This window comes from Roseinatronobacter thiooxidans (genome assembly GCF_001870675.1).
In the GTDB taxonomy this organism is placed as follows: Bacteria; Pseudomonadota; Alphaproteobacteria; order Rhodobacterales; family Rhodobacteraceae; genus Roseinatronobacter; species Roseinatronobacter thiooxidans.
The window spans coordinates 1-24,985 of the sequence record NZ_MEHT01000044.1 but is presented as its reverse complement, the minus strand read 5'-3'; the positions used below and the strand labels follow the sequence as shown (position 1 = coordinate 24,985).

Annotated in this window: 27 protein-coding genes; 13 read left to right on the top strand and 14 right to left on the bottom strand. The window is 59.6% G+C overall.

Annotated elements, in window-relative coordinates; all coding sequences use genetic code 11:
• The first annotated feature begins 4 nt into the window (after positions 1 to 4).
• Complete coding sequence (gene trpS, locus BG455_RS12385) at positions 5 to 1,039, top strand: tryptophan--tRNA ligase (protein ID WP_071470319.1); 1,035 nt, start codon at positions 5 to 7, stop codon at positions 1,037 to 1,039.
• Positions 1,040 to 1,130: 91 nt separating this feature from the next.
• On the opposite strand, the gene BG455_RS12380 is transcribed toward trpS, so the two are convergent.
• The 3 genes from BG455_RS12380 to tyrS all read right to left on the bottom strand — a co-directional run bounded on the left by BG455_RS12380 (position 1,131) and on the right by tyrS (position 3,856).
• Entirely contained in the window at positions 1,131 to 1,730 is a 600-nt protein-coding gene (locus tag BG455_RS12380) for a L,D-transpeptidase (RefSeq protein ID WP_071470318.1), read from the bottom strand.
• Between the two features lie 151 nt (positions 1,731 to 1,881).
• Positions 1,882 to 2,481 (bottom strand): L,D-transpeptidase, encoded by a 600-nt coding sequence (locus BG455_RS12375; protein ID WP_071470317.1) that lies wholly within the window; start codon positions 2,479 to 2,481, stop codon positions 1,882 to 1,884.
• Positions 2,482 to 2,605: 124 nt separating this feature from the next.
• Positions 2,606 to 3,856 carry a tyrosine--tRNA ligase gene (gene tyrS, locus BG455_RS12370; protein ID WP_071470316.1) on the bottom strand — a complete coding sequence of 417 codons (1,251 nt, stop codon included), beginning with the start codon at positions 3,854 to 3,856 and terminating at the stop codon, positions 2,606 to 2,608.
• A gap of 64 nt (positions 3,857 to 3,920) precedes the next feature.
• Here tyrS and BG455_RS12365 point away from each other — a divergent pair, with 64 nt between their 5' ends.
• The 3 genes from BG455_RS12365 (at position 3,921) to BG455_RS12355 (ending at position 7,188) form a co-directional block, all read left to right on the top strand.
• Positions 3,921 to 5,012: an anhydro-N-acetylmuramic acid kinase gene (locus BG455_RS12365; RefSeq protein ID WP_071470315.1), complete on the top strand. Its 1,092-nt coding sequence runs from the start codon at positions 3,921 to 3,923 to the stop codon at positions 5,010 to 5,012.
• Between the two features lie 19 nt (positions 5,013 to 5,031).
• Positions 5,032 to 5,319, top strand: a complete 288-nt coding sequence (locus BG455_RS12360) for a DUF4389 domain-containing protein (RefSeq protein ID WP_245735546.1) — start codon at positions 5,032 to 5,034, stop codon at positions 5,317 to 5,319.
• 63 nt (positions 5,320 to 5,382) lie between these two features.
• Positions 5,383 to 7,188 carry a M3 family oligoendopeptidase gene (locus BG455_RS12355; protein WP_245735545.1) on the top strand — a complete coding sequence of 602 codons (1,806 nt, stop codon included), beginning with the start codon at positions 5,383 to 5,385 and terminating at the stop codon, positions 7,186 to 7,188.
• A 78-nt stretch (positions 7,189 to 7,266) separates the two neighbouring features.
• Here BG455_RS12355 and BG455_RS12350 read toward each other — a convergent pair whose 3' ends face one another.
• From BG455_RS12350 to dnaG, 7 genes are all read right to left on the bottom strand, one after another.
• Positions 7,267 to 8,220, bottom strand: a complete 954-nt coding sequence (locus tag BG455_RS12350; RefSeq protein WP_071470312.1) for a 2-hydroxyacid dehydrogenase — start codon at positions 8,218 to 8,220, stop codon at positions 7,267 to 7,269.
• 11 nt (positions 8,221 to 8,231) lie between these two features.
• Positions 8,232 to 8,573, bottom strand: a complete 342-nt coding sequence (locus tag BG455_RS12345) for a tRNA-binding protein (protein WP_071470311.1) — start codon at positions 8,571 to 8,573, stop codon at positions 8,232 to 8,234.
• A complete protein-coding gene (gene proC / locus BG455_RS12340; RefSeq protein ID WP_071470310.1) occupies positions 8,570 to 9,382 on the bottom strand; it encodes a pyrroline-5-carboxylate reductase in 813 nt (270 codons plus the stop codon). Before proC ends, BG455_RS12345 begins: the two co-directional genes overlap by 4 nt.
• 71 nt (positions 9,383 to 9,453) lie before the next feature.
• Entirely contained in the window at positions 9,454 to 9,957 is a 504-nt protein-coding gene (locus tag BG455_RS12335; RefSeq protein WP_071470309.1) for a type III secretion system chaperone family protein, read from the bottom strand.
• Positions 9,958 to 10,398: 441 nt separating this feature from the next.
• Positions 10,399 to 10,737 carry a helix-turn-helix domain-containing protein gene (locus BG455_RS16965; RefSeq protein WP_084386369.1) on the bottom strand — a complete coding sequence of 113 codons (339 nt, stop codon included), beginning with the start codon at positions 10,735 to 10,737 and terminating at the stop codon, positions 10,399 to 10,401.
• A gap of 198 nt (positions 10,738 to 10,935) precedes the next feature.
• Complete coding sequence (gene rpoD, locus BG455_RS12325; protein ID WP_071470307.1) at positions 10,936 to 12,933, bottom strand: RNA polymerase sigma factor RpoD; 1,998 nt, start codon at positions 12,931 to 12,933, stop codon at positions 10,936 to 10,938.
• Positions 12,934 to 13,095: 162 nt separating this feature from the next.
• Positions 13,096 to 15,045, bottom strand: a complete 1,950-nt coding sequence (dnaG, locus tag BG455_RS12320) for a DNA primase (protein WP_071470306.1) — start codon at positions 15,043 to 15,045, stop codon at positions 13,096 to 13,098.
• A 118-nt stretch (positions 15,046 to 15,163) separates the two neighbouring features.
• Between dnaG and msrB the strand changes: the two genes are divergently transcribed.
• Both msrB and BG455_RS12310 read left to right on the top strand, forming a co-directional pair.
• Positions 15,164 to 15,685 carry a peptide-methionine (R)-S-oxide reductase MsrB gene (gene msrB / locus BG455_RS12315; protein WP_071470578.1) on the top strand — a complete coding sequence of 174 codons (522 nt, stop codon included), beginning with the start codon at positions 15,164 to 15,166 and terminating at the stop codon, positions 15,683 to 15,685.
• Between the two features lie 56 nt (positions 15,686 to 15,741).
• Positions 15,742 to 16,230, top strand: coding sequence for a tellurite resistance TerB family protein (locus BG455_RS12310; protein ID WP_071470305.1), 489 nt, complete (start codon positions 15,742 to 15,744; stop codon positions 16,228 to 16,230).
• On the opposite strand, the gene BG455_RS12305 is transcribed toward BG455_RS12310, so the two are convergent.
• Entirely contained in the window at positions 16,209 to 17,639 is a 1,431-nt protein-coding gene (locus BG455_RS12305; RefSeq protein WP_071470577.1) for a Glu/Leu/Phe/Val family dehydrogenase, read from the bottom strand. The two genes, BG455_RS12310 and BG455_RS12305, sit on opposite strands and share 22 nt — an antisense overlap.
• A 159-nt stretch (positions 17,640 to 17,798) precedes the next feature.
• Entirely contained in the window at positions 17,799 to 18,386 is a 588-nt protein-coding gene (locus tag BG455_RS12300) for a TetR/AcrR family transcriptional regulator (RefSeq protein ID WP_071470304.1), read from the bottom strand.
• 98 nt (positions 18,387 to 18,484) lie between these two features.
• Between BG455_RS12300 and BG455_RS12295 the strand changes: the two genes are divergently transcribed.
• The gene (locus BG455_RS12295; protein ID WP_111361128.1) at positions 18,485 to 18,799 is read left to right on the top strand and encodes a hypothetical protein; all 315 of its coding nucleotides are present in this window, start codon (positions 18,485 to 18,487) and stop codon (positions 18,797 to 18,799) included.
• On the opposite strand, the gene BG455_RS12290 is transcribed toward BG455_RS12295, so the two are convergent.
• Entirely contained in the window at positions 18,791 to 19,576 is a 786-nt protein-coding gene (locus BG455_RS12290; protein WP_071470302.1) for a heme-dependent oxidative N-demethylase family protein, read from the bottom strand. The genes BG455_RS12295 and BG455_RS12290 overlap by 9 nt on opposite strands.
• Positions 19,577 to 19,652: 76 nt before the next feature.
• On the opposite strand from BG455_RS12290, the gene BG455_RS12285 reads away from it, so the two are divergent.
• Complete coding sequence (locus tag BG455_RS12285) at positions 19,653 to 20,786, top strand: carboxylate-amine ligase (protein WP_071470301.1); 1,134 nt, start codon at positions 19,653 to 19,655, stop codon at positions 20,784 to 20,786.
• 76 nt (positions 20,787 to 20,862) lie between these two features.
• Here BG455_RS12285 and BG455_RS12280 read toward each other — a convergent pair whose 3' ends face one another.
• Positions 20,863 to 21,525, bottom strand: coding sequence for an SDR family NAD(P)-dependent oxidoreductase (locus tag BG455_RS12280; RefSeq protein ID WP_071470300.1), 663 nt, complete (start codon positions 21,523 to 21,525; stop codon positions 20,863 to 20,865).
• A 173-nt stretch (positions 21,526 to 21,698) separates the two neighbouring features.
• On the opposite strand from BG455_RS12280, the gene BG455_RS12275 reads away from it, so the two are divergent.
• The 5 genes from BG455_RS12275 to BG455_RS12255 form a co-directional block, all read left to right on the top strand.
• Complete coding sequence (locus BG455_RS12275; protein WP_071470576.1) at positions 21,699 to 22,130, top strand: L,D-transpeptidase; 432 nt, start codon at positions 21,699 to 21,701, stop codon at positions 22,128 to 22,130.
• A gap of 137 nt (positions 22,131 to 22,267) precedes the next feature.
• The gene (gene nrdR / locus BG455_RS12270) at positions 22,268 to 22,735 is read left to right on the top strand and encodes a transcriptional regulator NrdR (RefSeq protein ID WP_071470299.1); all 468 of its coding nucleotides are present in this window, start codon (positions 22,268 to 22,270) and stop codon (positions 22,733 to 22,735) included.
• Positions 22,736 to 22,765: 30 nt separating this feature from the next.
• Positions 22,766 to 23,836, top strand: a complete 1,071-nt coding sequence (ribD, locus tag BG455_RS12265) for a bifunctional diaminohydroxyphosphoribosylaminopyrimidine deaminase/5-amino-6-(5-phosphoribosylamino)uracil reductase RibD (protein WP_071470298.1) — start codon at positions 22,766 to 22,768, stop codon at positions 23,834 to 23,836.
• A gap of 90 nt (positions 23,837 to 23,926) precedes the next feature.
• The gene (locus BG455_RS12260; protein ID WP_245735544.1) at positions 23,927 to 24,358 is read left to right on the top strand and encodes a nucleoside deaminase; all 432 of its coding nucleotides are present in this window, start codon (positions 23,927 to 23,929) and stop codon (positions 24,356 to 24,358) included.
• A gap of 4 nt (positions 24,359 to 24,362) precedes the next feature.
• Positions 24,363 to 24,985 (top strand): hypothetical protein (locus tag BG455_RS12255; RefSeq protein WP_071470296.1); only part of this gene is annotated, 623 nt, incomplete at its 3' end.

Below are 24,985 nucleotides of genomic sequence, written 5' to 3'. Positions count from 1 at the left end.
TCATATGTCCGACGCCCCCACCAAGGCTTTTGCGCAGCGCATCTTTTCAGGTATCCAGCCATCGGGCGGGTTGACGCTGGGGAATTATCTGGGCGCGCTCAAGCGGTTTGCTGTTGCGCAGGATGAAGGGATCGAGACAGTCTATTGCATTGTCGATCTGCATGCGATCACGGTCTGGCAAGACCCTGCCAATTTGCGCCACGCGACACGCGAACTGGCGGCGGGCTTCATCGCCTCGGGTATCGACCCCGCGCGTTCAATTCTGTTCAACCAGTCACAAGTGCCCGCGCATGCAGAGCTTGCGTGGATCTTCAACTGTGTGGCGCGCATGGGCTGGTTGCGGCGCATGACGCAGTTCAAGGACAAGGCAGGCAAGCATGCGGAAGAGGCATCGGTCGGGCTGTTCGCCTATCCCAACCTGATGGCGGCGGATATTCTGGCCTATCACGCCACCCATGTGCCCGTGGGCGAGGATCAGAAGCAGCATCTGGAACTGACGCGCGACATTGCCATCAAATTCAACCATGATTACGGGGTCGATTTCTTTCCGGTGGTCGAGCCGGTGATCGAGGGGGCGGCCACGCGCGTCATGTCGCTGCGCGATGGCACGAAGAAAATGTCGAAATCCGACCCGTCGGACCAGTCGCGCATCAATCTGACCGATGATGCCGATGCGATTGCATCCAAAATCCGCAAGGCGCGCACCGACCCCGAGCCGCTGCCAGAAACGCTGGAGGGGCTGGAGGGGCGGGCCGAGGCGCGCAATCTGATTAATATCTACGCAGCCCTTGCAGATATTGCGCCTGAAGAGGTGGTGGCTGAATTTGGCGGGCAGGGCTTTGGGGCCTTCAAGCCCGCATTGGCCGATCTGGCGGTTTCGAAACTTTCGCCCATCAGCGCCGAGATGGGCCGCCTGATGCAGGATGTGGCCGAGATTGACCGCATTTTGGGGCAGGGCGCAGAGCGCGCCAATGCGCTGGCAGAGCCTATTCTGATGCAGACCCGCGAGATCGTGGGTTTGATCCGCTCTCGCGGGTAGTGGCCGGGCCTTGCTCGGGCGGCATGCCAAAGCAAGAGGCCCCGGATCAAGTCCGGGGCCTGCGGTGCACGGGGGGTGTTCCCCTTATCCTTTAGATCACGCGGACCTGAGTGCCCACGACTGCCAGATCATACAGCCGCTCGGCATGCTGGTTCAACATGCCGAAACACCCGTTGGACGCGCGGCGCCCGATCTTGGCGGGGTTGTCGATTCCATGGATGCGGTAATATTGCCAGCTGAGGTTCAGCGCGCGTGTTCCCAGCGGGTTGGTGGGATCACCCCCCTCCACGCGCTCTGGCAGCGATGGATCACGCTGGCGCATGTTGGGTGTGGGGATCCATGTGGGTTCAAAACGCTTGAGGGTGATTTCTGTCAGGCCGCGGCGGGTGAATTCTTCGGTCATCGGGACCGAACAAGGATAGGCCAGATAGATGCTTTCATCCTCTGACCAGTAATGCAGCGCACGCGAATATGTGTCGCATAAAATCGCCCCGCGCCGCAGGTTCGAGAAATGGTCGCGCCAGCCATGGTTGCGAAACCCCATGATGTTGCGGCGTGTTGTGCCTGCGTTATTGTCAGGCTCGTAATCTGGCAGGGATTGTGCCCGCAGCACAGATGGCATTGCCAGCATCCCCAATGTTGCCGCGCCTGTCGAGAGAATCATACGGCGGGACAGTCTGGAATCGGCCATGGTTGTAATCTCCGAATTATTATTCTTGTGAATTATGTGTTATATGGCATGGTATAATCAAGTCACGAGGCCGTGGGAACGGCCTTCGTGTTGCCGGGCGGTTACAAAATGCCCGGATTTTTGTGGTGCGGCGTGAATACTGGACGTCAGGTCAGATCACGCGCACCTGTGTTCCCACTTCGACCAGTTCATACAGCGCTTCAACATGCGCGTTGATCAGCCCGAAACAGCCATTCGACGCGCGCCGCCCGACTTTGGCGGGGTCGTCAATTCCGTGAACGCGGTAATATTGCCAGCTGAGATTCATTGCGCGCGTGCCCATCGGGTTTTTGGGGTCGCCCCCTTCGACGCGCGCAGGCAGGGATGGGTCGCGCGCGCGCATATTGGGTGTGGGAACCCATGTGGGTTGGTAGCGCTTCAAGGTCACTTCTGTCAGGCCGCGCCGCGTGAATTCCTCGGTCATGGGCACAGAGGTGGGGTAGGCGAGATAGGTGCTCTCATCCTCTGACCAGAAATGCACCGCGCGCGAATCTGTGTCGCATAAAATCGCCCCGCGCCGCAGATTCGAGAAATGATCGCGCCAGTCATGGTTGCGAAAGCCCATCACATTGCGGCGCGTTGTGGCGATACTCGGTTCGCTGTCATAGTCCGGCACGGCCTGCGCCCTCAGGATCGAGGGCATGGCAAGCCCGCCGAGTGCCGTTAGACCCGATACCAGTATCGCGCGGCGCGATTGATCGCTTTTGGACATTATTTCACACTCCATATTATATGAATATGATGCAGGTATCCCCTGTGTCGGTGCAGGAACACAAGTCACGAGGCCGTGCGCATCGTCCATATGCGACAATTCTGCCGGTTTTTCAGTAGTTTGCTTAGGCGCGTGTCACCAATGCGTGGCGTTTTTTGCCTGCTGTCAGTTTCAAAGGCGCATCCAGATCGGCATGCGTGACCATTTGTCCGGCATCTGTGACCGGCGCATCATTCACCCGTGCGCCGCCTTCCATGATCAGGCGTTTGGCATCTTTGCCTGATTTCGCCAAGCCTGTGCGCACAAATAACTGCGCCATCGAGATGCCTTGGGCCAGGTCCTGTTCGGTCAATGCGGATGTCGGCAATTCCTCGCCCACGCCGCCTTGCTCGAACACATCGCGGGCTGTCGCCTCGGCGGCTTGCGCGGCCGCCGCCCCGTGGCACAGCGTTGTGACTTCATTGGCCAGAATGATCTTGGCCGCGTTGATCTCGGACCCTTCGAGCGCGCCAAGGCGGTCGCATTCCTCGACCGGCAGTTCGGTGTAAAGCTTCAGGAAACGGCCCACATCGGCATCGGTGGTGTTGCGCCAGAACTGCCAGAATTCATAGGGTGAGAGCATATCGGCATTCAGCCAGATGGCCCCTCCCTGACTTTTGCCCATCTTGCGCCCGTCCGATGTGGTCAGCAGCGGCGTTGTCATTCCGTAAATTTCAGCATCCGCGATCCGGCGGGCAAGGTCGATCCCGTTGACGATATTGCCCCACTGGTCCGACCCGCCCATCTGCAACAGGCAGCCATGACGGCGGTAGATTTCTACAAAATCATAGGCTTGCAGGATCATGTAGTTGAATTCAAGAAAGCTTAGCGATTGTTCGCGGTCCAGCCGTGATTTGACCGATTCAAAACTCAGCATCCGGTTGACGCTGAAATGGCGCCCCACATCGCGCAGGAAATCGAGGTAGTTCAACCCGTCCAGCCATTCGGCATTATTGAGCATGATCGCGCCATCGGCGCTGTCGTCATAGCGCAGATATTTGGCAAACACCTGCTGCATGCCGTTGATATTGCTGTCAATCGCGGTTGCATCCAGAAGCGGGCGTTCTTCGGACCGGAAAGAAGGGTCGCCCACTTTGGTCGTGCCGCCGCCCATCAGCGTGATCGGCTTGTGACCGCATTTCTGGAACCAGCGCAGCACCATGATATTCAGCAAATGGCCCACATGCAGCGATTTCGCGGTAGCGTCATAGCCGATATAGGCAGGCACAACGCCCTTGATCAGCGCCTCGTCCAGACCTTGCAGATCGGTGCAATCGGCAAGAAAGCCGCGCGCGCGCATCGTTAGGATGAAATCTGATTTCGGCGTGTAGGTCATTTGCACTTGTCCCTGCTGGCAGAATGCGCGTTCTATATCGCTGCAACGTGCCAAGGGAAAGCCCATGTTGAAAAGTGAGATCAAGCGTGTGTTGGGGTTGATGTCTGGCACGTCTTTCGACGGGGTTGATGCCGCTGTGTTAGAGACGGATGGCGAGGTGATCCATGCGTTCGGCCAAACCGCCTTTCGCCCCTATTCGAATGCCGAACGCGCGGCTTTGCGCGCGGTTATGGGCTGCTGGCCGGATGCGCCCGAGGTTGAGGAGGCGGCGGAAATTATCGAGTCCGCCCATGCCGAAGTCATGGCGCAGTTTGACGGGGTCGAGCTTGCAGGGTTTCATGGCCAGACCCTTGCGCATGACCCGCGCGGGCGCGGCACGCATCAGGCGGGGTCGGGTGCGGTGCTGGCAATGGTCGCTGGCTATCCGGTGGTGTGGGATTTCCGCAGCGCGGATGTGAGGCTGGGCGGACAGGGCGCGCCGCTGGCCCCGTTTTATCATTTCGCACTGGCGCAGCATATCGGGGCCGATGCGCCGCTGGTCTTTCTGAACCTTGGGGGTGTGGGCAACCTGACATGGGTAGACCCGCGCAAGGCCAAACCGGACGCGCCGGGCGCGCTGCTGGCCTTTGACACTGGCCCTGCCAATGCGCCGATGGATGATCTGTGTCACACAAGACTGGGCCTTGCGTGCGATAAGGGGGGGGCGATGGCCGCAACAGGCACAGTGGACCGCGCCATTGTGGATGCGTTTTTAGATGACCCGTATTTCTTTCGCGTGCCGCCCAAATCCCTCGACCGCAGTTTTGCGGCGATGCAGGACCGTGTGGCGCATCTGTCCGATGTCGATGCACTGGCCACGCTGGCCGAATGCTGCGCGGCTTCGGTCGCAGCAGGGGTTGATTATCTGCCGCAGCCGCCTGCGCGGGTGCTGGTCTGTGGCGGCGGGCGGCACAATACCGACCTGATGGCCCGCATTGCCGCCCATCTGCCCTGTCCGGTTGATCCGGTCGAAGCTGTAGGGCTTGACGGCGACATGATCGAGGCGCAGGCTTTCGCTTATCTGGCCATGCGCGTGGCGCGTGGGCTTCCCACATCCTGCCCGACCACCACAGGCGTGGCGGCTTCGGTCGGTGGGGGGCAGATCAGCGCGCCGTGATTTATTGATGGAGGTGACCATGCCTGAAATTGATACTGACCATGCTCTTCCCCAGTTTCTTCCTGAAGAAAAGTTGTGGAAGCGCCTGATCTATATGTTGATCCTTGCTGCGATGGTTTCTATCGCGCAATCGGTCCTGTTCCTGATTGCCTGTATCCAGTTCATCATTATCCTGATCGACAACCGCACCCCCAATCCGCGTCTGGCGGAATTTGGCTGTCTGGTGGGCGATTGGGTGGCCAATGCCGCGCGGTATCTGTCGGTTTCCACCGATACCAAGCCGTGGCCCTTCAAGGAGATGGGTTAGAGCAGTTGCGGGCGGGGCAGATGCGACCTAAGTGTTAGCGCATAACCTTAGCGGAGAATGTCCATGGCCCTTGACCAGCAAAGCTGCACGACCACCGAATTTGGCGATTTGCCCGACTGGGATCTTAGCGCGCTTTATGCCGCGCCCGATGCCCCGGAGGTTGCCCGCGATTTCGCCTTTCTGGAAACAGAATGCGCGGATTTTGCGAAAACCTATGAAGGCCAGCTTGCGCAACTGGATGCAGCCGCAATGCTGGATTGTGTGCGCCGCTATGAAAAGATCGATATCGTCGCAGGCCGGCTGATGTCTTTTGCGGGGCTGCGCTACTACCAGAACTCGATCGATCCCGAGCGTGCGAAATTCCTGTCAGATGCGCAAGACAAGGTGACAGTTGCCACCACGCCCTTGGTCTTCTTCTCGCTGGAGATGAACCGCATCGAAGACGCGGCTTTTGATGCGTTGCTGGGGGCCAATGCGGAACTGGCACGCTACCGCACAGTGTTTGAACGTATGCGCGCCATGCGCCCTTATCAGTTGTCCGACGACCTGGAAAAATTCCTGCATGACCAGTCCACAGTCGGGGCCGCAGCATGGAACCGGCTGTTTGATGAAACCATGGCCGGTCTGGAATTCGAGGTCGCGGGCGAGGAAGAACCGCTGGGGGTGGAAGCCACGCTGAACCTGCTGACTGACACTGACCGCGCGCGCCGCGAAGCGGGCGCGCGGGCCTTGGCCGAGGTGTTCACCAAGAATGTCAAACTCTTTGCACGCGTGCACAACACATTGGCCAAGGAAAAGGAAATCGAGGATCGCTGGCGCAAGATGCCCACGCCACAAACCGCGCGCCATCTGGCCAACCATGTAGAGCCGGAAGTGGTTGAAGCGCTGCGCAACTCGGTCGTGGCCGCCTATCCACGCCTAAGCCACCGCTATTACGCGCTGAAAGCCAAATGGCTGGGGCTGGACACATTGGAGGTGTGGGACCGCAACGCCCCCCTGCCACTGGAAGCACCCCGCCAGATCGGCTGGGACGAGGCGCGCAGCACTGTGATGGAAGCCTATGCAGGCTTTTCGCCCAAGCTGGCAGAGCTGACAGAGCCATTCTTTACCCAAGGCTGGATCGATGCTGCCGTGAAACCCGGCAAGGCACCGGGCGCATTCGCCCACCCCACTGTGACCGATGCGCACCCGTTTGTGATGCTCAATTACTTGGGCAAACCGCGCGATGTAATGACATTGGCGCATGAACTGGGGCATGGTGTGCACCAGCGGTTGGCCGCAGGGCAGGGGGAACTGCTGTCCTCTACCCCGCTGACACTTGCGGAAACCGCGTCTGTCTTTGGCGAGATGCTGACCTTCCGCCGGATGCTGGCAAATGCCAAATCACAGGCCGAACGCAAGGTCTTGCTGGCAGGCAAGGTCGAGGACATGATCAACACAGTCGTGCGCCAGATCGCGTTTTATGATTTCGAGTGCAAATTGCACGACGCGCGGCGCGGGGGCGAGTTGACGCCAGAAGATATCAACGCGCTATGGATGAGTGTGCAGGCTGAAAGTCTGGGGCCAGTGTTCGATTACATGGACGGCTACGAGTCGTTCTGGGCCTATATCCCGCATTTCGTGCATTCACCGTTTTACGTTTACGCCTATGCCTTTGGTGACGGGTTGGTAAACGCGTTATATGCCGCTTACGAGGATGCGCCGGAAGGGTTTGAAGACAAGTATTTCGAGATGCTCTCGGCGGGTGGGTCCAAGCACCATAAGGAATTGCTGGCCCCCTTTGGCCTCGATGCCTCTGATCCTGCGTTCTGGGACAAGGGCTTGGAAATGATCGCGGGCTTCATCGACGAATTGGAAGCGATGGAGTGACAAGGGCTTGATGCGCAATTGGAAAAGGGGGCGTTTGCCCCCTTTTTCTTCAACTCGGAAAGCCTGCGTGGCTGGTTGTCAAACCGGATTGATCAGCGCGCGCCCTTCAATATGGGCGATGGCATTTTCAACCGCCATTAAACCCATCTCCTCGCGCACATCCAGCGCGGCGGTTCCCAGATGCGGCAGCAGCGTCACATTTTGCAATGTGCGCAGCGCCTCTGGCACAAGCGGTTCCTTTTCATAGACATCCAAGCCCGCACCCCCGATCTGGCCCCCTTCAAGCGCCGCGATCAAGGCGGCCTCGTCCACCACATCGCCGCGCGAGATGTTGATCAGATGCGCATGCGGGCGCATGGCGGCAAGCTCTTTCTTGCTGATAAGATGGCGCGTCTCGCCCCCTCCCGGCACAGCCAGAACCACACAATCCGCAGCACTCAACAGCTCTTCCAAAGAATCGACCTGTCGCGCGGGCATATCCAGCGTTTTGGCAGAACGATTGTGATAAATCACATTCATGCCAAGCCCGAAATGCGCCCGGCGCGCGATGGCCTGACCGATCCTGCCCATGCCGATAATGCCGCAGGTCTTGCCCCCCAGATGCAGGCCCAGCATTTGCGTCGGGTGCCAGCCTGTCCATTGGCCGGTGCGCACCAGCCGTTCGCCCTCGGCGGCGCGGCGCGCGCTCATCAGCATCAGCATCAGCGCTATGTCGGCCGTCGCTTCGGTGACCGCGCCGGGGGTATTGGTGACGGCAATGCCTGCGGCGCGGGCCGCTGCCACATCGATATGGTTATAGCCCACGCCAAAATTTGCCAGCAAACGGCAGCGCGCATCGTCCATGCCTTCAAACACATCTGCTGTGAACATGTCGCCCAAGGTCGGGATCACCACATCATACAGGACAAGGGCCGCGCGCATCTCGCCCTTTTTTAGCGGTGTTGTCTGTGCGCGCAGGGTGACGTTGAAATGCGCCTCGGCTGCGCGCAGCACTTTCTGGGGCAGGGTGCGGGTGATGTAGAGTTCGCTCATGTGCTTTTGCCTTAATGCAGACGCGCGCCGGTGGGCACGTCATGGTCGGGGGTCAGCAGACTGATCTGCCCCATGGAATCGCTGGCGCCCACAACCAGCACTTCGGACATGAAAGGCCCGATCTGGCGCGGGGGGAAGTTTACCACGGCCATGACCGTGCGGCCAATCAAGTCATCAGGGGTATAAAGCGCCGCAATCTGGGCAGAAGATTTCTTGATGCCGATATCGGGCCCGAAATCTATCCAAAGCTTGATTGCAGGTTTTCGCGCCTCTGGGAACGGTTCGGCGCGGGTAACTTTGCCTGCGCGGATATCGACCTTGAGAAAATCGTCGAAACTGATCTGCGCGCTCATTGTGCCAATTCCCGAGAGCGCGCGGCGGCGGCGGCGACGGCGCGTTCCATCAAAGGTGGAAGGCCGGTCTCGGCATCCATCAATACTTCCAGCGCGGCGGCGGTGGTTCCCTTGGGACTGGTGACATTGATGCGCAACTGCTCTGCTGTCTCATCCGCGCCTGCGGCAAGCTGGCCTGCGCCAATAACGGTTGCGCGCGCAAGTTGCATGGCCAGATCCGGGGCCAGACCTGCCGATGCACCGGCCTGCGCCATCGCCTCGATCAGATGAAACACATAGGCAGGGCCAGAGCCTGACAGCGCTGTAACAGCATCCATCTGCGCCTCGTCTTCCAGCCGGACAGTGGCACCCACTGCTGCAAGCAGGGATTCGGCCAGCGTCATATCCCCCTCGGACACATGCATGTTCCCGATCAGCGCGGTAATCCCGCAGCCCACAGCGGCGGGTGTGTTGGGCATGGCGCGGATGATGGGGGTTTTTTCGCCCAAAGCTTCCGCGAAGCGGGCCAAAGGTGTTCCCGCAGCAATCGAGATGAACAGAGTCCCGCCATTGCCAAACGCTTGCAAGCGGGGCAGGGCGTCGCCCATCATCTGGGGTTTTACGGCAACAATTGCCACCGCAGGCGCATCGGGCATTGTGCCGTTCAGGTGTACGCCTGTCTTGACCAACCATTCCGATGGCGCGGGATCAATCACATGAACAGATTGGGCGGGCACCCCGCGCGCCAGCCAGCCTGCCAGCATGGCCGACCCCATTTTCCCACATCCCAGAAGAACCATGCCGTCGCGGGCAATCCGGTCAAATTCCATTCGCGCCATCCCTGTCCTGCTTTGTCCCTTTGTTACGCCGGCAGGTCAGGGGGTCAAGGGGGCGTCAGGGGTTATGCGCGGCCGACTGCTTCGGCAAGGGCCATGTCCAATGCCGCCTCTGGGCTGTGATCGGCCCATGCGACAAGTTGGAAGGCAGGGTAAAACCGCTCTGCGGCGGTCAGCGCGGCGGTGATCATCCGCTCGATCTGGTCCATATCGGCGGGCTGGTCTTCGGCCAGAAACAGACCATAGCGCCATACCATTAGCCGCTGCGTTTCCCAAAAGCTGAATGCGCCCGACCAGACCATATCATTGGCACGGCTGAGGGTCTCATAAAGGGCAGGCATCGCCTCTTGCGGCGGGTCCATTTCAAAGGTGCAGACAAGGCGCAGCATATTGTCACGCGGAGAAAGCGCCAGGCTGATGGAATATGTCCGCCACTGCCCTTCGACCGCCATGGCGATCTGGTCTTCGTTCATACGGTCGAAATCCCAGGCGTGATGCTCGGCCAGCGTTTCGACCATGTCGATCGGATTAAGGCTGTCTGACGAATAATAGAACTCTGCTGCTGACATACCCACCTCTTTGTGTTGACTGTCACTTGCACCGCAAGCCACAGATAAGACCGCAACAAATCTACGCGCTACTTTGAGCACCTACTAAATATGGTGTGCTGAAACAATCAATCTGTAAAGGAAAATCGTGTCTCATGCCCAGATTGCTGGGGATAACTGTGACAATTCCGAAGTGTTTTCAGGTTTCGTGTGACTTTTGCGGGGCGCTGTCACGCAATCTGTGCGCGTCCGATTTCCCATTCACGGGAGTATGCTTCTCGAATGACTGTGCAAGCGAAGGTGTGCGATTGCAACTGGCACGAGTGTTGCGTCAAATGCCCAAAGGCACAGGGTTGCCAAGGGCAAAGCGGTAATATGCCCGCAGAATTGAAAATGGCATAGGCGACAGCTGCCCAACGCGTTGCGATGGGCGATGTTTTCTGCCGCGCTTTAGACAGGTCGCTATTTCACCGCTGTGACCAGTTGGCGAATTGCAGATAGAACTGAGTCGCGCTGTTCTGCCGGGATGGACGAGAAGAATTCTACCGCGTCGCTTATTTCCGTGGCCGAGGCGCAAGGGCATTTTGTCAGTCCAAGCAAATCTTGCGGGGGCACTTCAAGCGCCTCTGCCAACTTGAACACTGTCAGAATACGCGGGCTTTTGGCGCGCCGTTCTTCTATGTCTTTAACAGCTCTGATGTTGAGTCCAGCCTTACGAGAAACTGAAGCGGCTGAAATCTTTCTATCTTTTAACACTTGCAATAAATTTGCTCTGAAAATCTCTGAAACGTCCACAATCATCTCTCATTTGGATGTGCTGGTTAAAAAAACTACGATCGTCAAAAAATCTTACAACCTATTGTGATTGTGCGGGAGAGCGACGAAATTTCGCATCCCAAGGGCTATAGGTTAACGAATCTTTTTGCTTTGGTCCAGCAATACATCATCCCGATGGCGCGTCTTGGGGTCACCGCAGCCTGCGACAACCCCAAACCGGCACTATTGGTCGAGAAAACTGCGCAATTTGCGCGAGCGCGAAGGATGTTTAAGTTTGCGCAGCGCTTTGGCTTCGATCTGGCGGATGCGTTCGCGGGTCACGCTGAATTGCTGGCCAACCTCTTCCAGGGTGTGGTCTGTATTCATTCCGATCCCGAACCGCATGCGCAACACCCGTTCTTCCCGCGGGGTGAGCGAGGAGAGCACGCGCGTTGTCGTTTCGCGCAGATTGTCCTGAATGGCCGAATCCAGCGGCAAAAGCGCGTTCTTGTCTTCGATGAAGTCGCCCAATTGGCTGTCTTCTTCGTCCCCAATCGGGGTTTCCAGCGAAATCGGCTCTTTGGCGATTTTCATCACCTTGCGCACTTTATCCAGCGGCATTTGCAGCTTTTCGGCCAGTTCTTCCGAGGTCGGCTCGCGCCCGATTTCATGCAGCATCTGCCGCCCCGTGCGCACCAGTTTATTGATCGTCTCGATCATATGCACCGGAATACGGATCGTGCGGGCCTGATCCGCGATAGAGCGCGTGATCGCCTGCCTGATCCACCATGTCGCATAGGTGCTGAACTTGTAGCCGCGCCGGTATTCAAACTTGTCCACGGCCTTCATCAGGCCGATATTGCCTTCCTGAATAAGGTCAAGGAATTGCAGCCCGCGATTGGTGTATTTCTTGGCAATCGAGATGACCAGACGCAGGTTGGCTTCGATCATTTCCTTCTTGGCCTGACGGGCTTCTTTCTCGCCCTTCTGGACTTGACCGACAAAGCGGCGGAATTCATTGATATCCACCCCGATATATTGGCCGACCTGTGCCATATCGGCGCGCAATTCCTCGACCTTGTCGCGCGAGCGGTCCATCAGGGCCTGCCAGCCGCGACCGGGTTTGTCCGTCATGCGGTCGCACCATGTCGGGTCCAGTTCCGAGCCACGATAGGAATCGATGAATTCACGCCGGTTGATCCGCGCCTGATCGGCCAGTTTCACCATTGCGCTGTCGATCGACATGATCCGCTTGTTGATCCCGTAAAGCTGGTCAACCAGCGCTTCGATACGGTTGTTATGCAGATGCAGCGAATTCACCAATTGCACAATTTCGGCCCGCAATTTCTGGTATTGCTGTTCCTGCGCGTCCGAAAAACGGCCCTCTTCCAGCAAGGTGGCATTCATGCGCTGTTCCTGCATCTGAGAGAGCAGGTCGAAATCATGCGCGATCCGGTCCAGAGTTTCCAGCACGCGCGGCTTTAGTGCCGCTTCCATTGCCGCCAGCGACAGGTTTGACTGGTCGTCATCTTCCTCGTCATCATCGGCCTTGTGGATGGGGTTACCATCGGCATCCAGTTCCGGTTCCGCATGGTGGCGTTCGGGCTTGGCGACGGGACCGGCATTTGCCAGCCCTTCGGTGACAGGAATGCCATCCTCGTCATCTTCCATGGCATTGCCGAATGTCGTCTCAAGGTCGATGACATCGCGCAACAGCACATCTTCGTTCAGAAGTTCGTCGCGCCAGATGGTGATCGCCTGAAAGGTCAGCGGGCTTTCGCACAAGCCCAGAATCATCGTGTTGCGCCCGGCCTCGATCCGCTTGGCGATGGCGATCTCACCTTCGCGCGACAACAGCTCGACCGAGCCCATTTCGCGCAGATACATGCGCACAGGGTCATCTGTGCGGTCCAGCTTCTCTTCGCCCGCGCTGGTTGCCACGGTGACATCGCGCGCGCCGATTATCTCGACCAACTCGCCGGATTTGGCTTCGGGTTCATCCGAATCGTCGTCATCTTCAATGATGTTGATGCCCATTTCCGAGAGCATCGACATCACATCCTCGATCTGCTCGGAGGCAACCTGATCAGGCGGAAGGGCCTGATTGAGTTGTTCATAGGTAATAAAACCACGCTCTTTCGCCTGTGCGATCATCTTTTTGATCGAGGCTTGGCTTACGGTCTGCCCAGCTTCATTTTCCTGATCTTCAATGCGAGTGTCGTCAGTGTCTTTAGCGGCCATGGAAGCTCCCGAAACTGCTTGGGCAGGACAATGCACGAATCGGTACGACGAATCGCCCCGAATCTCGGCCCTACACTGTGCTATCTAGGCAAGACGAAGGTGATTTTCTAGTTCCCGACTGCATTTTTGCGCAGAGTTCCGCACGGTGGTGGCGTGATTCGGTTACTTTTTCCGTTTTACCCAGACTTCTGATTCGATCAGACGCTGCAATTCACCTGATAAAGCAGCGCGGTCCTCGCCCAGATCGGCGGAATCGGACAGTTGTGATCTTTCCGCCCGATTGCGCGATTCTGCGGCCTGACGTAACCGCCATGTCAGCCCTTCATCGGCCAGCTCTGCCATGTCCTCGGTGGCTTCGCGCAATTCCAGCGCAACACCGCGCCGCGAGAACAGCTTGGCGAATTCTTCCTTCAGGCATTTGCGTGCAAATTCGTCGTCGCTGCGATTGCGCACAGGCGGCGCAATCCTGACATGCCCCAGTTCCAGAATGCGTGTCGCCTCTAGGCGGGCAGGGTCGGGCAGAAGCGGTGACACATCGCCGGGTGCGGGTTTTGTGGCGGGCAGGGCAAGCAGGGCTTGGCGCAAGACTTCATGCCCGCTGGCGCGCATTTCTGCGCGTTCCAGATCCGCCATAAACAGATCAAGCAAGGCAGGATGGGCCAGCAAGATGGCAAGAATGATCTCTTCGCGCATCCTCTCGGCAATATCGCCGCTGTCGCCATTGGCCAGCAATGTGGCCCGTGTGGCCTGAAGCGCATGGGCAGGGGGGGGCGTAAACCCTTTTGCGCCGCGCGCTTTGGGCGTCCATGGGGCCTGTCGGGCGCGCGGTGGTTTGAAAAACGCAAATTGCAGGCGGCGCAATTCTTCCGCGTAATGGCTGCGCAGGCTTTGGTCCGATATATGCGCCAATGCATTGCGCAACCGCTTATCAAGGGCGGCGCGGCGTTCGGGGCTGTCAAAAACCTGCCCCTCGGTTTCGCGCTGCCACAGCAACTGCACCAGCGGAACCGCACCATCAAGCAGTTTTTGCATCGCGCCTGGGCCGCCCGCGCGCAGCACATCATCGGGGTCCATCTTCTCGGGCAGCAGGCAAAAGCGCAAGGATTGCTCGGCGCTTAGCAGCGGCAGTGCCAGATCCATCAGCCGGTAGCCCGCGCGCAAACCGGCAGTGTCGCCATCAAGGGCAATCACCGGCTCGGGTGAGATGCGCCAGATCATGCGCAGCTGGTCTTCTGTGATCGCGGTTCCCAACGGGGCGACAGCGGCTGCGAACCCCGCTTCGACCAGCGCGATGACATCCATATAGCCTTCGGCCACAACAAGGGGCTGGTCCTTGCCGCAAGCCGCCCGCGCAGGCCCCGCATTATAAAGCGAGCGGCCCTTGTCAAACAGCTCTGTCTCGGGCGAGTTCAGGTATTTGGCGCGTGCATTCGGGTCCATCGCGCGCCCGCCAAAGGCAATGCACCGCCCGCGCGTGTCGCGGATGGGAAAGATGATGCGGCCGCGAAACCTGTCATAAGGTTTGCCTCCATCATCGGGCGCAATGGCAAGGCCCGCGTCAATAATTCTGTCGGCGCTGACGCCTGCGCCTGTCAGATGCGCCCAAAGCGCGTGGCGCGTATCCGGGGCAAAGCCGATCTCGAAGCGCTCCAGCGTTTTTGCGTCCAGCCCGCGTCCGCGCAGATAGTCGCGCGCGGCACTGGCTGCGCCGGAATTCAGCTGTGTTCTGAAAAACCGCACCGCCCCTTCCATCACCTCTGCCAGTTCGGTCAGGCGGTCGGCTTTTTCGGCGGCGCGCGGGTCGCGGGCGGGCATTGTCATACCTGCCTCGCGCGCCAGCACCTCGACCGCTTCCATGAAGCCCATGTTTTCTGTCTCACACAGGAATTTCAGGGTGTCGCCCTTGGCGTGGCAGCCAAAGCAGTAATAAAACCCTTTACGATCATCCACATGGAAGGATGCTGATTTTTCCTGATGGAACGGGCAGGGTGCCCAGAAATCGCCCTTGGCCTGATTGGATTTGCGCATGTCCCATGTGACCTTGCGCCCGACAATGGACGAGATCGAAACACGGTTGCGCAGTTCATCCAGAAAACCGGGGGGAAGACTCATGGGTGTTATAATGACAGATCACAGAGGGTTGTTGAAGGCATGATCGCCGCTTGCGCTATTTGTTAAACCAAGATGGGCTTTGATGCGTAACACCCACAGATTGGGAAAGGATAGCATGATGAAACGACGGTCATTTCTGGCGGCGACGGGGCTTTCGCTGTTCGGCGCGCGTGCTGCGGCGTCTGGCGGGGAATTTCCTTTCACATTGTCAGAGGCGGAATGGCGCGCGCGCCTGACACCTGCCCAATATGCAGTGTTGCGCGACCATGCGACAGAAGCTGCGTTCTCGAACAGCCTGAAAGGGGAACGCTCGCCCCTGCTGAACGAGGCGCGCGTGGGCAGCTATAATTGCGCGGGCTGCGGGCAGGCGCTGTATCGGTCGGAAACCAAATATGACAGCCGGACAGGCTGGCCCAGTTTCTGGGATGCGATCGAGGGGGCGGTTGGCACGCAGATTGACCGTACTTTCTTCTTCATGGTCCGCACCGAGGTGCATTGCGCGAATTGCGGCGGCCATCAGGGGCATGTTTTCGATGACGGGCCAGCCCCCACGGGCCAGCGCCATTGCATCAACGGGTTGGCCCTGACCTTTACCCCTGATGATACAGGCGAGGTTGAAGGGCACCCTGTCGGCGCTTGAAGCAACTGTGATCGTGCTGGGTTGGGGTTTCTTGCAGCACCGTCTATATGAGGGGCATGTCAGAAAAAGCACTCAAATGGATACAGGGGCTTTTTGCGCCCCTTGGCCCCCCCGCGCCCCAGCCTGTTATGGCGGGAGAGGTTGCGCTTGCCGCACTGTTGGTGCGCGCCGCGCGCGCGAATGATGATTACAACGCGCTTCAGGTGGATGCAGTTGATGCGGTGCTGGCGCGCCGTTTCGGGCTTGGCCCTTGGGATGTGGCAGCCCTGCGCACCAAGGCCGAGGCGCTGGAAGCGGCGACTGGCGACAGCGTCCACCTGACCCGTGTGATCAAGGATGTGATCCCTTATGAGGACAGGCCGGAATATCTGCTGGATTTGTGGCAGGTTATTCTGGCCGATGGCAAACGCCATGAACAGGAAGACGGTTTGATGCGTCTTGTTTCGAACCTGTTGGGGCTGCGCGACCGCGATTCAGCCTTTGCGCGCCAGCAGGTGCAGGCGCGCAAGGCCGAAAAAACAGATCAAAGCCCTTTGGCGCGGTAGCTTGCCGCCACACGTTCGATGGCCACGATAAAGGCGGCTGTGCGCAAATCCTTGACGTCCGGTCTGCGGTGCCATTCTTCCGAGATGGACTGGTAGGCGGTGCGCATCGTGTCATCCAGGCCAGACCGCACGAGTTGCAATTCATCCGCGCCCTGAAGATAGCGGCGTTTGAAGTTGGGGGACAATTCCCAGCCCAGATTCTTGTCGGCAGACAGCCGTTCCAACTCGCGCACCAATGTCATGGCATGCGCTTCCTCATTGCGGCGTTGCATGCGGCCAAAGCGGATATGGCTTAGGTTCTTGACCCATTCAAAATATGACACAGTCACACCGCCCGCATTGGCATAAAGATCGGGGATGATGACAATGCCTTTCTCGCGCAAGATATCATCTGCATTGGCTGTGATCGGGCCATTGGCCGCTTCGATAATCAGCGGCGCGCTGATGCGTTCGGCATTGTTGATATTGATCACCCCTTCCAGTGCGGCAGGGATAAGGATGTCACAGTCTGCTTCAAGCATTGCGGCGCCATCAGCGGTATATTCTGCCCCCTCGAACCCTTTGACCCCGCCGGTTTGAACGATCCAGTCGCGCAACGCGTCCGGGTCCAGCCCGTTGGCATTGCTGACCGCGCCATCGCGCTCGATAATCGTGGTGATGATGGCGTCATCTTCATCGCGCAGGAATTTGGCGGCGTGATAGCCCACATTGCCCAAGCCCTGCACAATGATCCGTTTGCCTGCAAGGCTGCCTGTCAGGCCGGTCTTAGCCACATCATCTGGGTGGCGGAAGAATTCCTGCAACGCATATTGCACGCCGCGTCCCGTCGCCTCGACCCGGCCCTTGATCCCGCCTGAATTCAGCGGCTTGCCCGTCACACAGGCGCGCGCGTTAATATCGGTGGTGTTCATGCGCGCATATTGGTCGGCGATCCAAGCCATCTCGCGCTCTCCCGTGCCCATATCGGGGGCGGGGACGTTCTGGGCCGGGTGGATCAGGTCGCGTTTGGCCAGCTCATAGGCAAAGCGGCGGGTGATCTGTTCCAACTCGTGTTCTTCATATTTGCGCGGATCGATGCACAAGCCGCCCTTGGCCCCGCCAAAGGGCGTTTCGACCAGCGCGCATTTATAGGTCATCAGCGCGGCCAGCGCTTCAACCTCGTTCTGGTGCACTTCGGGCGCGTAGCGGATGCCACCCTTGACGGGTTCCATATGTTCCGAATGGACAGAGCGGTATCCGACAAAGGTTTCGATCTTGCCACGCAACCGCACCCCGAATCGCACTGTATAGGTGGAATTGCAGATCTGGATTTTCGCAGCCAGCCCCGGCGGCAGGTCCAGATGCGACACTGCGCGCCGGAACATCAGATCAACATTTTCACGAAAGCCTGGCTCTTTGGTGTCCAGCATTTTGGTTCTCCCTTTGATCGAGCCTGCTTTTGAAAATTGCTTCGCAAACTCGGTCACATGATATCGAATCGCGGCATGAATGACAGGGCGTTTTGCCACATACTACACCGGCAAGGTGACCAGAGTCTTAATCCGGCGGGTGTTTGCCGGTGGGCCGCGTCACGCGCCCACGGCTTTGCGCACCATGTGCCAATAGATATCTTCGACCGCCGCAAGGCTCAGCCGCCCGCTTTCGCGGAACCATGTATTGACGCCAGTCAGCATTGCAATGACGGCGAATGCAGCAAGTTTGGTGTCGGATATGTCAAACACCCTTTCGGCCTTGCCGCGCGCAAGCAGGCTGCCCAGATGGGCTTCATACTGCCTGCGCATTGCCTCGATCCGCTCGAAATTCTCAGGCTCCAGATTGCGCAATTCCATGTAGGAAATGAACACCGCATCGCTACGCGCGCGGTGAAAGCGGATGTGGAAGCGTGTGAATTGCTCCAGACCGTCCAGCGGGTTGTGCGCCTGTGGCAATGCGTCCAGTTCCGCCAGCAAGTCCTGCATATGCTTGTGCATCAGATCAAACAGCAAGGATTGCTTGTCGGCGGTGTACAGATACAGCGTGCCCGCCTGCACGCCCACGTCTGTTGCGATCTGGCGCATGGACACCGCTGCATAGCCATGACGCGCGAACAGTCGCAGCGCGGCTGCGCGAATGCGGGGGCCGGTCACATCGGCAGAGGAGTTTTTCTTGCGCGCCATATCTGCGCATTTGTGCGCGAAACGGCCCCCGACGCAAGCCCGCTTGCGCCTGAGGCACCTCTCGCGCTATCGTGCGCGCAGGTTTTGTCAGGGATGCGATGTTTCAGAATTTGCCGTTTCAGCCTCTGCGCGCAAGGCGCATCGCATGGCTTGCGCCCTTTGTTCTGGCGGCCTGCTTTGCGCCCAGTGACCTGCCGCCGCGCCAAGCGGCCATGCAGGGCGAGACGCCCCACCTTCTGCCGCTAAGCGCCATCCTTGGGCAGGTTGACGACGGGCCGAATACAGCCCGCCTGACGGCCGCACCGGATGCCCGTGTCGCAGCCTTGCAGGCGCGCGCGGCGCGGTTGCGGGGGCCTGTGATCGCCCCTGACCAGCGCCAGCGCATGCAAGGCTCTGGCGCGCGGCTACGCTAGGCCTTCGATCTGCGCCAGCGCTGCGCGCTGCTCTTTCGTCAGGCTGTCACGATGCACGATGACAGTATGGATTGAAAACACCACCGCGCCGGTTTTCGGCAGTTTCAACAGGCATTGACGCTCTGACCGGATATAGGCACCGCCATCGCGTTTTTCTTTCGGGGCGAATTCCGCTTTGGGCTGATACAGCGCGGGGTTGGTATAGCGCAGAAGATTGGCGCGCCATAGCGGCTGTTCGGGGCGCATGGCGTCAAACATGCGCTGCACCCGTGCGCCCATCTGGGTGTCGTAGCTGTCCACCGGCAGATGGATGCGCATCATGGGCTTGCCCATCTTCTCGGACAAGGTCCAGCTGGAGGGGAAGCACAAAACCGCCCCTGTCAGCACATGCTCGCGCGCGCCGTCAGGTTTTTGCAGCAAACAGAAATCCGCTTGCAGCAAGTGCCCCAAAGTCCAGAGCGGGCGGGTTTCATCAAGTGGGATGGCCACGCCATCGGGGCGCATAACGCTGTCCGGCCCGACAGAGAAACCCAGCATGGGCAGATCGTGCAAAACCTCACCCAGCATTTCAAGGGCCGCGGGCTGTGCCTCTGGCCTAAGTGCCAGCACATCATCCGGGCGCGATGCCAGCAGGGCGGCACGTTCGGCCATTTGCCGGGCATAAAGTGCATCGCAATATAACCAGTCTGCGCGCGCCAGCGGCATAACACCGGGCAGGCGCTGACCGGCGGGTTTGGTCCATGGGGCGAAGGGCAGGGCTTCATGCAGGATCGTCATGCCATAGTGCTAGGCCGCCGGATATGACGCGTCAATTATATCTTGCGAGGTTTGAAAACCGCGATACGCTTGGCGCATGTCAGATGGACTGCCCGAATACACCCTTGGCATTGAAGAAGAGTATCTTCTGGTCGATGCCCAAAGCGGCGCGTTGGTCGATGTACCCGATGCGCTGATGCGCGATTGTGTGCGCGCCTTGGGCGACAAGGTATCGCCCGAGTTTCTGGCCTGCCAGATCGAGGTGGGCACAGGGGTGTGCGCTGACATTTCAGAGGCGCGCGCCGATCTGGGCCATTTGCGCCGCACGATTGCTGATTGCGCCGCGCAATACGGGATGGCCCCGCTGGCCGTGTCCTGCCACCCTTTTGCCGATTGGCACAGCCGCAAACATACAGAAAAGCAGCGCTATAATGACCTTGCGCGCGATCTGGCAGGCGTTGTGCGCCGCATGCTGATCAGCGGGACACATGTGCATGTGGGCCTGCCCGATGATGATCTGCGCATCGACATCATGCGCCAGATGACATATTTTTTGCCGCATCTTCTGGCGCTGTCCACCTCTTCCCCGTTTTGGGGCGGGCAGGATACAGGGTTGAACAGCTACCGTCTGACGATTTTTGACAATCTGCCGCGCACGGGCCTGCCGCCGGATTTTGTCAGCCATGCCGAATATCGCCGCTCGGTCGATATGATCATCAATGCAGGCCTGATCGAGGATACAACGAAGATCTGGTGGGACATCCGCCCCTCGGCCCGGTTTCCAACGCTGGAGGCGCGCATCTGCGATGTGATGCCGGTCATGGAACATGCGCTGACCATTGCCGCGCTGGTCCAGTCGATCACGCGGATGCTGGTAGAGTTGCGCCGCCGCAACCAGCGCTGGCGTATCTATGACAGGTTCCTGATTGCCGAAAACCGCTGGCGCGCGCAGCGCTATGGCCCGCGCGAGGGGCTTTTGGACATCGGCAAGGGGGCGGTGGTTCCGATGGGGCAACTGGTCACCGAACTCATCGAGCTGCTGGAGGCAGATGCAATGGTGCTGGGGTGCCTGAATGAACTGCGCGGGGCGCAGGATATTCTGGCACAGGGCACCAGTGCAGACCGCCAGCGCGCGACCTATGCTGACGCGCGCGAAGCGGGCGCGGATCATGACGAGGGGCTGCGCGAGGTGGTGCGCGCCCTGATGGTGGAATTCAGGTCAGGGCTTTGATGTGCTTGCGCGGACATAGCCCCGGACTTGATCCGGGGCCTCTGGGCATTCGCGCACGACGCCCCCTGTTGCGCAATCAGATCAGCGCGGCCAGCCGTTCGGCTTCGGTCAGACACGGGGTCAGTTTGCTGCGGTCTTCGCCGGGGAAGAACCTTGCGCGGGTGGCCGTTGGCATGGGCGCGCAGGCTTCCACCAGCACGCGCGGGCCGGTTTTGGTGCATTCCGCCGCCCATGCGCGTGCAAGCGCCATTTGCGCAGCCTTGGAGGCCCCGTAAGCACCCATGAATTTCTGTGTGCTGGCTGGGTCATCCACAAACAGGGCCGTGGCGCGTGTTGGTGCGGCCAGCAGCAAAGGCGCAATCATCGGGATCAGAAAGCCTGTGGCGCGCATATTGATCGCCACGGATTTCTCCCAGTCTTTCAGCGCGATATGATCGGCAGGCGACATGGGGGGGGCATGGATCGCCATATGCGCCCAGAAATCCACATGGCCCCAACGGTCATGAATATCGCGGCACAGATGGCGCATGGCGTCATCTTTGGTGATATCCATCGCCGCAAGCGTGGCGCTGCCGCCTTTGGCCTGAATGCGGTCATCCAGCTCTTCCAGCGCGCCCAGCGTGCGCCCGACGGCGACCACATGCCAGCCCTGTGCGGCCAGAGTTTCGGCAAGGGCTGCCCCCAGCCCGCGCGATGCCCCTGTAATCAGGGCGAGTCTTTTTTCATGATGTTCTGTCATGCGCGTTCTAGTCCCATCTCATGCGAAAATTGGCAAGAGGGTTGATGCGCAAAGCGTGAAATTCGCAAACATGTATCTTGCTGGCAAGAATCCGCTTGACTCGAATCTCTGGCTGCGACCGACTGGCATGGCCTTGGGGGGCATTTTGAACAACAATGATTATGGGGGTGAAGATGAGTCAACGCTTCGCATTTTGGGTTTTGGCGCTCTTTCTGGCAGTTGCCCCGGCAATGCCTGCGCAGGCCGACAGGGTCGTGGCGCGCGTCAGCATCAGTGAACAAGTGATGCATGTCTACCATCATGGACAGCTTTTATACGAATGGCCCGTCTCGACGGCCCGCACCGGCAAAATCACTCCGACCGGCGATTGGCGCCCGCAATTCCTGTCGCGCAATCACCGCTCCAGCCGCTACAACAATGCGCCCATGCCCTATTCGGTGTTCTATTCCGGCCATTACGCGATTCATGGCACGGACCAGATCAGCCGGCTTGGTCGTCCGGCCTCGGCGGGCTGCGTGCGCCTGCATCCTGACAATGCGCGGGTGTTTTTCGACATGGTCCGCAGCGAGGGGATGGAGCAGACGCGCGTGATCGTCGTGAACTGACGCGCGCTGCACACCTGAGTCTGATACGCAACAGGCGCGCCCCATGATCTGGTGGCGTGCGTTTGTTGCTACCCAAGCCCTCGGGGTTTGCCTATAGTGTTTGCGGAGCAAGCATAATCAAACCCGAGGGAGAGGACATGCGCTGTCCATTTTGTGGCAACACCGATACGCAAGTAAAGGATTCACGCCCCGCCGAAGATCACGGCGCGATCCGCAGACGGCGCTTTTGCCCTGCCTGCGGGGGCCGCTTTACAACATATGAGCGTGTGCAACTGCGTGACCTTGTGGTGGTCAAGACCAATGGGCGGCGCGAAGCCTTTGACCGCGAAAAGCTGGAACGCTCGATCCGTATTGCCATGCAAAAGCGTCCCATAGAGCATGAGCGCATTGACCAGATGATTTCGGGCATTGTGCGGCGGCTGGAAAGTCAGGGCGACACCGACATCCCATCAAAGATGATCGGCGAGATTGTCATGGAAACCCTCGCGCGGATCGACACAGTTGCCTATGTCCGCTTCGCCAGCGTCTACAAGAATTTTCAGGAAGCTGATGATTTCGACAAGTTCGTTTCGGAATTACGGCCAGAACCGAAAGAGCCAGAGTAGACCTTGACCGCCTTGCGCGACACTCACTACATGCGTCAGGCCATAGGCTTGGGCGCGCGCGGGCTTGGGCGTGTCTGGCCCAACCCTGCGGTCGGCTGCGTGCTGGTGCGCGATGGGCGCATTTTGGCGCGGGGCTGGACACAACCGGGCGGGCGGCCCCATGCCGAAGCGGTCGCGCTTGCCAAATGCGATGCACGCGGTGCCACAGCCTATGTCAGTCTGGAACCCTGCGCGCATCACGGGCTGACGCCGCCCTGTGCCAAGACGCTGATCAACTCGGGCGTGGTTCGTGTTGTCACCGCCCTGACCGATCCTGACCCGCGTGTGGCCGGACGCGGCCATGCGATGCTGCGCGCAGCGGGCCTGGAGGTTGTCGAGAATGTCGAGGCGACAGCCGCGCGCGCCATGAACGCGGGCTTTCTGATGCGGCTGGAACAGGGGCGGCCTTGGGTGACGCTGAAACTGGCGCTGACACTGGACGGGCGCATTGCCACAGCCACAGGCGAAAGCCGCTGGATCACAGGACCAGAGGCGCGGCGCATGGTGCATGCGATGCGCGCGCGCCATGATGCGGTGCTGGTGGGCGCAGGCACGGCCCGCGCGGATGACCCCGATTTGCGCGTGCGCGGTCTTGGGATCACGCATCAGCCTGTGCGGATTGTCGCCGCGCCTCGGCTGGATATCGCGGTGCACGGCCGCTTGGGCATAAGCGCGCAAGAGGTGCCTGTCTGGCTGCTGCATGGCGCGGGCGCAGATGCGGGCGCGCGCCAGCGCTGGCGCGATGCGGGCGCGGAATTGCTGGAATGCCCTGCCAATCCGGATGGGTTGATGCCGGACGAGACGCTGCAAATACTGGGCCAGCGCGGGATCACGCGGGTGTTTTGCGAGGGCGGCGGCCATCTGGCAGCCAGCCTGCTGCGCGCGGGGCTGGTTGATGAGCTGGTCGTCTTCTCGGCAGGCAAGATGATCGGCGCAGAGGGGCGCGCCGCTTTGGGGCCGCTGAAACTGGCGCATTTGCACGATGCCCCGCAGTTCAAGCTGGACGCCGTCCGGCAGGTCGGTGCGGATATCGTCCATATCTGGACGCGCGGCACAGCGTGACACCGTGATGGCGCGCAGGCTGATTGAGGGCTTGCATATACTGCCCCCAAGCGCAAAGACTGCCACAAGATGACCCGCTTTCGAACATATATGCCTTTGGCCCTTGAGCAGGCCCGCGCCGCAGGCTTGCGGGGCGAAGTGCCTGTGGGCGCGGTTATCGTCTCAGAGCGGGGCGCGGTTGTGGCGGCTGCGGGCAACCGCACCCGCGAATTGAGCGACCCAACCGCCCATGCTGAAATGCTGGCCATCCGCGCGGCCTGCGCCGCCCTTGGGCAAGAGCGGCTTACAGGCCATGATCTGTATGTCACGCTGGAACCCTGCCCGATGTGCGCGATGGCGATTTCATATGCGCGCATCAGGCGGCTGTATTTCGGTGCCGCTGACCCTAAATCGGGGGGCATAACGCAGGGACCGCGCATCTTTGCGCATGCGCAATGCCATCACGCGCCCGAGGTGTATGACGGTATAGATGCAGAGGATGCGCAAGCCCTGCTACAGGATTTCTTCGCGCGCTTAAGGTGAGAGCATGCTTCAGGAACAGGTTATCGCCTATTGTGAACGCACAGACTTTGCGTATTGGGGCGAGCCGGTCAATGCTGTGACAAACGCCGCCTTCGTGATTGCGGCTGCACTTGTCTGGCGGCAGACTGCCGGCTTGCCCTTGGCGCGTGCAATGGCCGTTGTGCTGGCGGCGATCGGGCTGGGATCATTCCTGTGGCACACCCATGCGACACAGTGGGCGGGGCTGGCGGATGTGCTGCCGATCTTGGGGTTTATCCTGCTATACCTCTTTGCCGCGACGCGGGATTATTTTCGCGTCTCTGGTCTGGCAGCCTTGGGCGTGACGCTGCTGTTTTTCCCATACGCGGCGGGCTTTGGCTGGGCTGTCAGTCTGGTCCTGCCCGGTATGGGGGCAAATGCGTTATATCTTAGCGTGGCTGTGTTGATTGCGGGTTATGGCTTGTGGCTGAATGACCGCGATACCGGCAAGGGTTTGCTGATCGGGGCAGGGCTGCTGGTCGTGTCGCTGGGCTTTCGAATGGCGGATGATGCGGTTTGCGCAATCTTCCCCATAGGCACGCATTTCATGTGGCATCTGGTGAATGCGGTGATGCTGGGGTGGATGATCCGTAAGCATTCGCCGAGGGC

Excerpts from the sequence above, each read along its gene's own strand:
- trpS (WP_071470319.1), top strand. The coding sequence starts at position 5 with ATGTCCGACGCCCCCACCAAGGCTTTTGCGCAGCGCATCTTTTCAGGT.
- BG455_RS12380 (WP_071470318.1), bottom strand. The coding sequence starts at position 1,730 with ATGGCCGATTCCAGACTGTCCCGCCGTATGATTCTCTCGACAGGCGCG.
- BG455_RS12375 (WP_071470317.1), bottom strand. The coding sequence starts at position 2,481 with ATGTCCAAAAGCGATCAATCGCGCCGCGCGATACTGGTATCGGGTCTA.
- tyrS (WP_071470316.1), bottom strand. The coding sequence starts at position 3,856 with ATGACCTACACGCCGAAATCAGATTTCATCCTAACGATGCGCGCGCGC.
- BG455_RS12365 (WP_071470315.1), top strand. The coding sequence starts at position 3,921 with ATGTTGAAAAGTGAGATCAAGCGTGTGTTGGGGTTGATGTCTGGCACG.
- BG455_RS12360 (WP_245735546.1), top strand. The coding sequence starts at position 5,032 with ATGCCTGAAATTGATACTGACCATGCTCTTCCCCAGTTTCTTCCTGAA.
- BG455_RS12355 (WP_245735545.1), top strand. The coding sequence starts at position 5,383 with ATGGCCCTTGACCAGCAAAGCTGCACGACCACCGAATTTGGCGATTTG.
- BG455_RS12350 (WP_071470312.1), bottom strand. The coding sequence starts at position 8,220 with ATGAGCGAACTCTACATCACCCGCACCCTGCCCCAGAAAGTGCTGCGC.
- BG455_RS12345 (WP_071470311.1), bottom strand. The coding sequence starts at position 8,573 with ATGAGCGCGCAGATCAGTTTCGACGATTTTCTCAAGGTCGATATCCGC.
- proC (WP_071470310.1), bottom strand. The coding sequence starts at position 9,382 with ATGGAATTTGACCGGATTGCCCGCGACGGCATGGTTCTTCTGGGATGT.
- BG455_RS12335 (WP_071470309.1), bottom strand. The coding sequence starts at position 9,957 with ATGTCAGCAGCAGAGTTCTATTATTCGTCAGACAGCCTTAATCCGATC.
- BG455_RS16965 (WP_084386369.1), bottom strand. The coding sequence starts at position 10,737 with ATGATTGTGGACGTTTCAGAGATTTTCAGAGCAAATTTATTGCAAGTG.
- rpoD (WP_071470307.1), bottom strand. The coding sequence starts at position 12,933 with ATGGCCGCTAAAGACACTGACGACACTCGCATTGAAGATCAGGAAAAT.
- dnaG (WP_071470306.1), bottom strand. The coding sequence starts at position 15,045 with ATGAGTCTTCCCCCCGGTTTTCTGGATGAACTGCGCAACCGTGTTTCG.
- msrB (WP_071470578.1), top strand. The coding sequence starts at position 15,164 with ATGAAACGACGGTCATTTCTGGCGGCGACGGGGCTTTCGCTGTTCGGC.
- BG455_RS12310 (WP_071470305.1), top strand. The coding sequence starts at position 15,742 with ATGTCAGAAAAAGCACTCAAATGGATACAGGGGCTTTTTGCGCCCCTT.
- BG455_RS12305 (WP_071470577.1), bottom strand. The coding sequence starts at position 17,639 with ATGCTGGACACCAAAGAGCCAGGCTTTCGTGAAAATGTTGATCTGATG.
- BG455_RS12300 (WP_071470304.1), bottom strand. The coding sequence starts at position 18,386 with ATGGCGCGCAAGAAAAACTCCTCTGCCGATGTGACCGGCCCCCGCATT.
- BG455_RS12295 (WP_111361128.1), top strand. The coding sequence starts at position 18,485 with ATGTTTCAGAATTTGCCGTTTCAGCCTCTGCGCGCAAGGCGCATCGCA.
- BG455_RS12290 (WP_071470302.1), bottom strand. The coding sequence starts at position 19,576 with ATGACGATCCTGCATGAAGCCCTGCCCTTCGCCCCATGGACCAAACCC.
- BG455_RS12285 (WP_071470301.1), top strand. The coding sequence starts at position 19,653 with ATGTCAGATGGACTGCCCGAATACACCCTTGGCATTGAAGAAGAGTAT.
- BG455_RS12280 (WP_071470300.1), bottom strand. The coding sequence starts at position 21,525 with ATGACAGAACATCATGAAAAAAGACTCGCCCTGATTACAGGGGCATCG.
- BG455_RS12275 (WP_071470576.1), top strand. The coding sequence starts at position 21,699 with ATGAGTCAACGCTTCGCATTTTGGGTTTTGGCGCTCTTTCTGGCAGTT.
- nrdR (WP_071470299.1), top strand. The coding sequence starts at position 22,268 with ATGCGCTGTCCATTTTGTGGCAACACCGATACGCAAGTAAAGGATTCA.
- ribD (WP_071470298.1), top strand. The coding sequence starts at position 22,766 with ATGCGTCAGGCCATAGGCTTGGGCGCGCGCGGGCTTGGGCGTGTCTGG.
- BG455_RS12260 (WP_245735544.1), top strand. The coding sequence starts at position 23,927 with ATGCCTTTGGCCCTTGAGCAGGCCCGCGCCGCAGGCTTGCGGGGCGAA.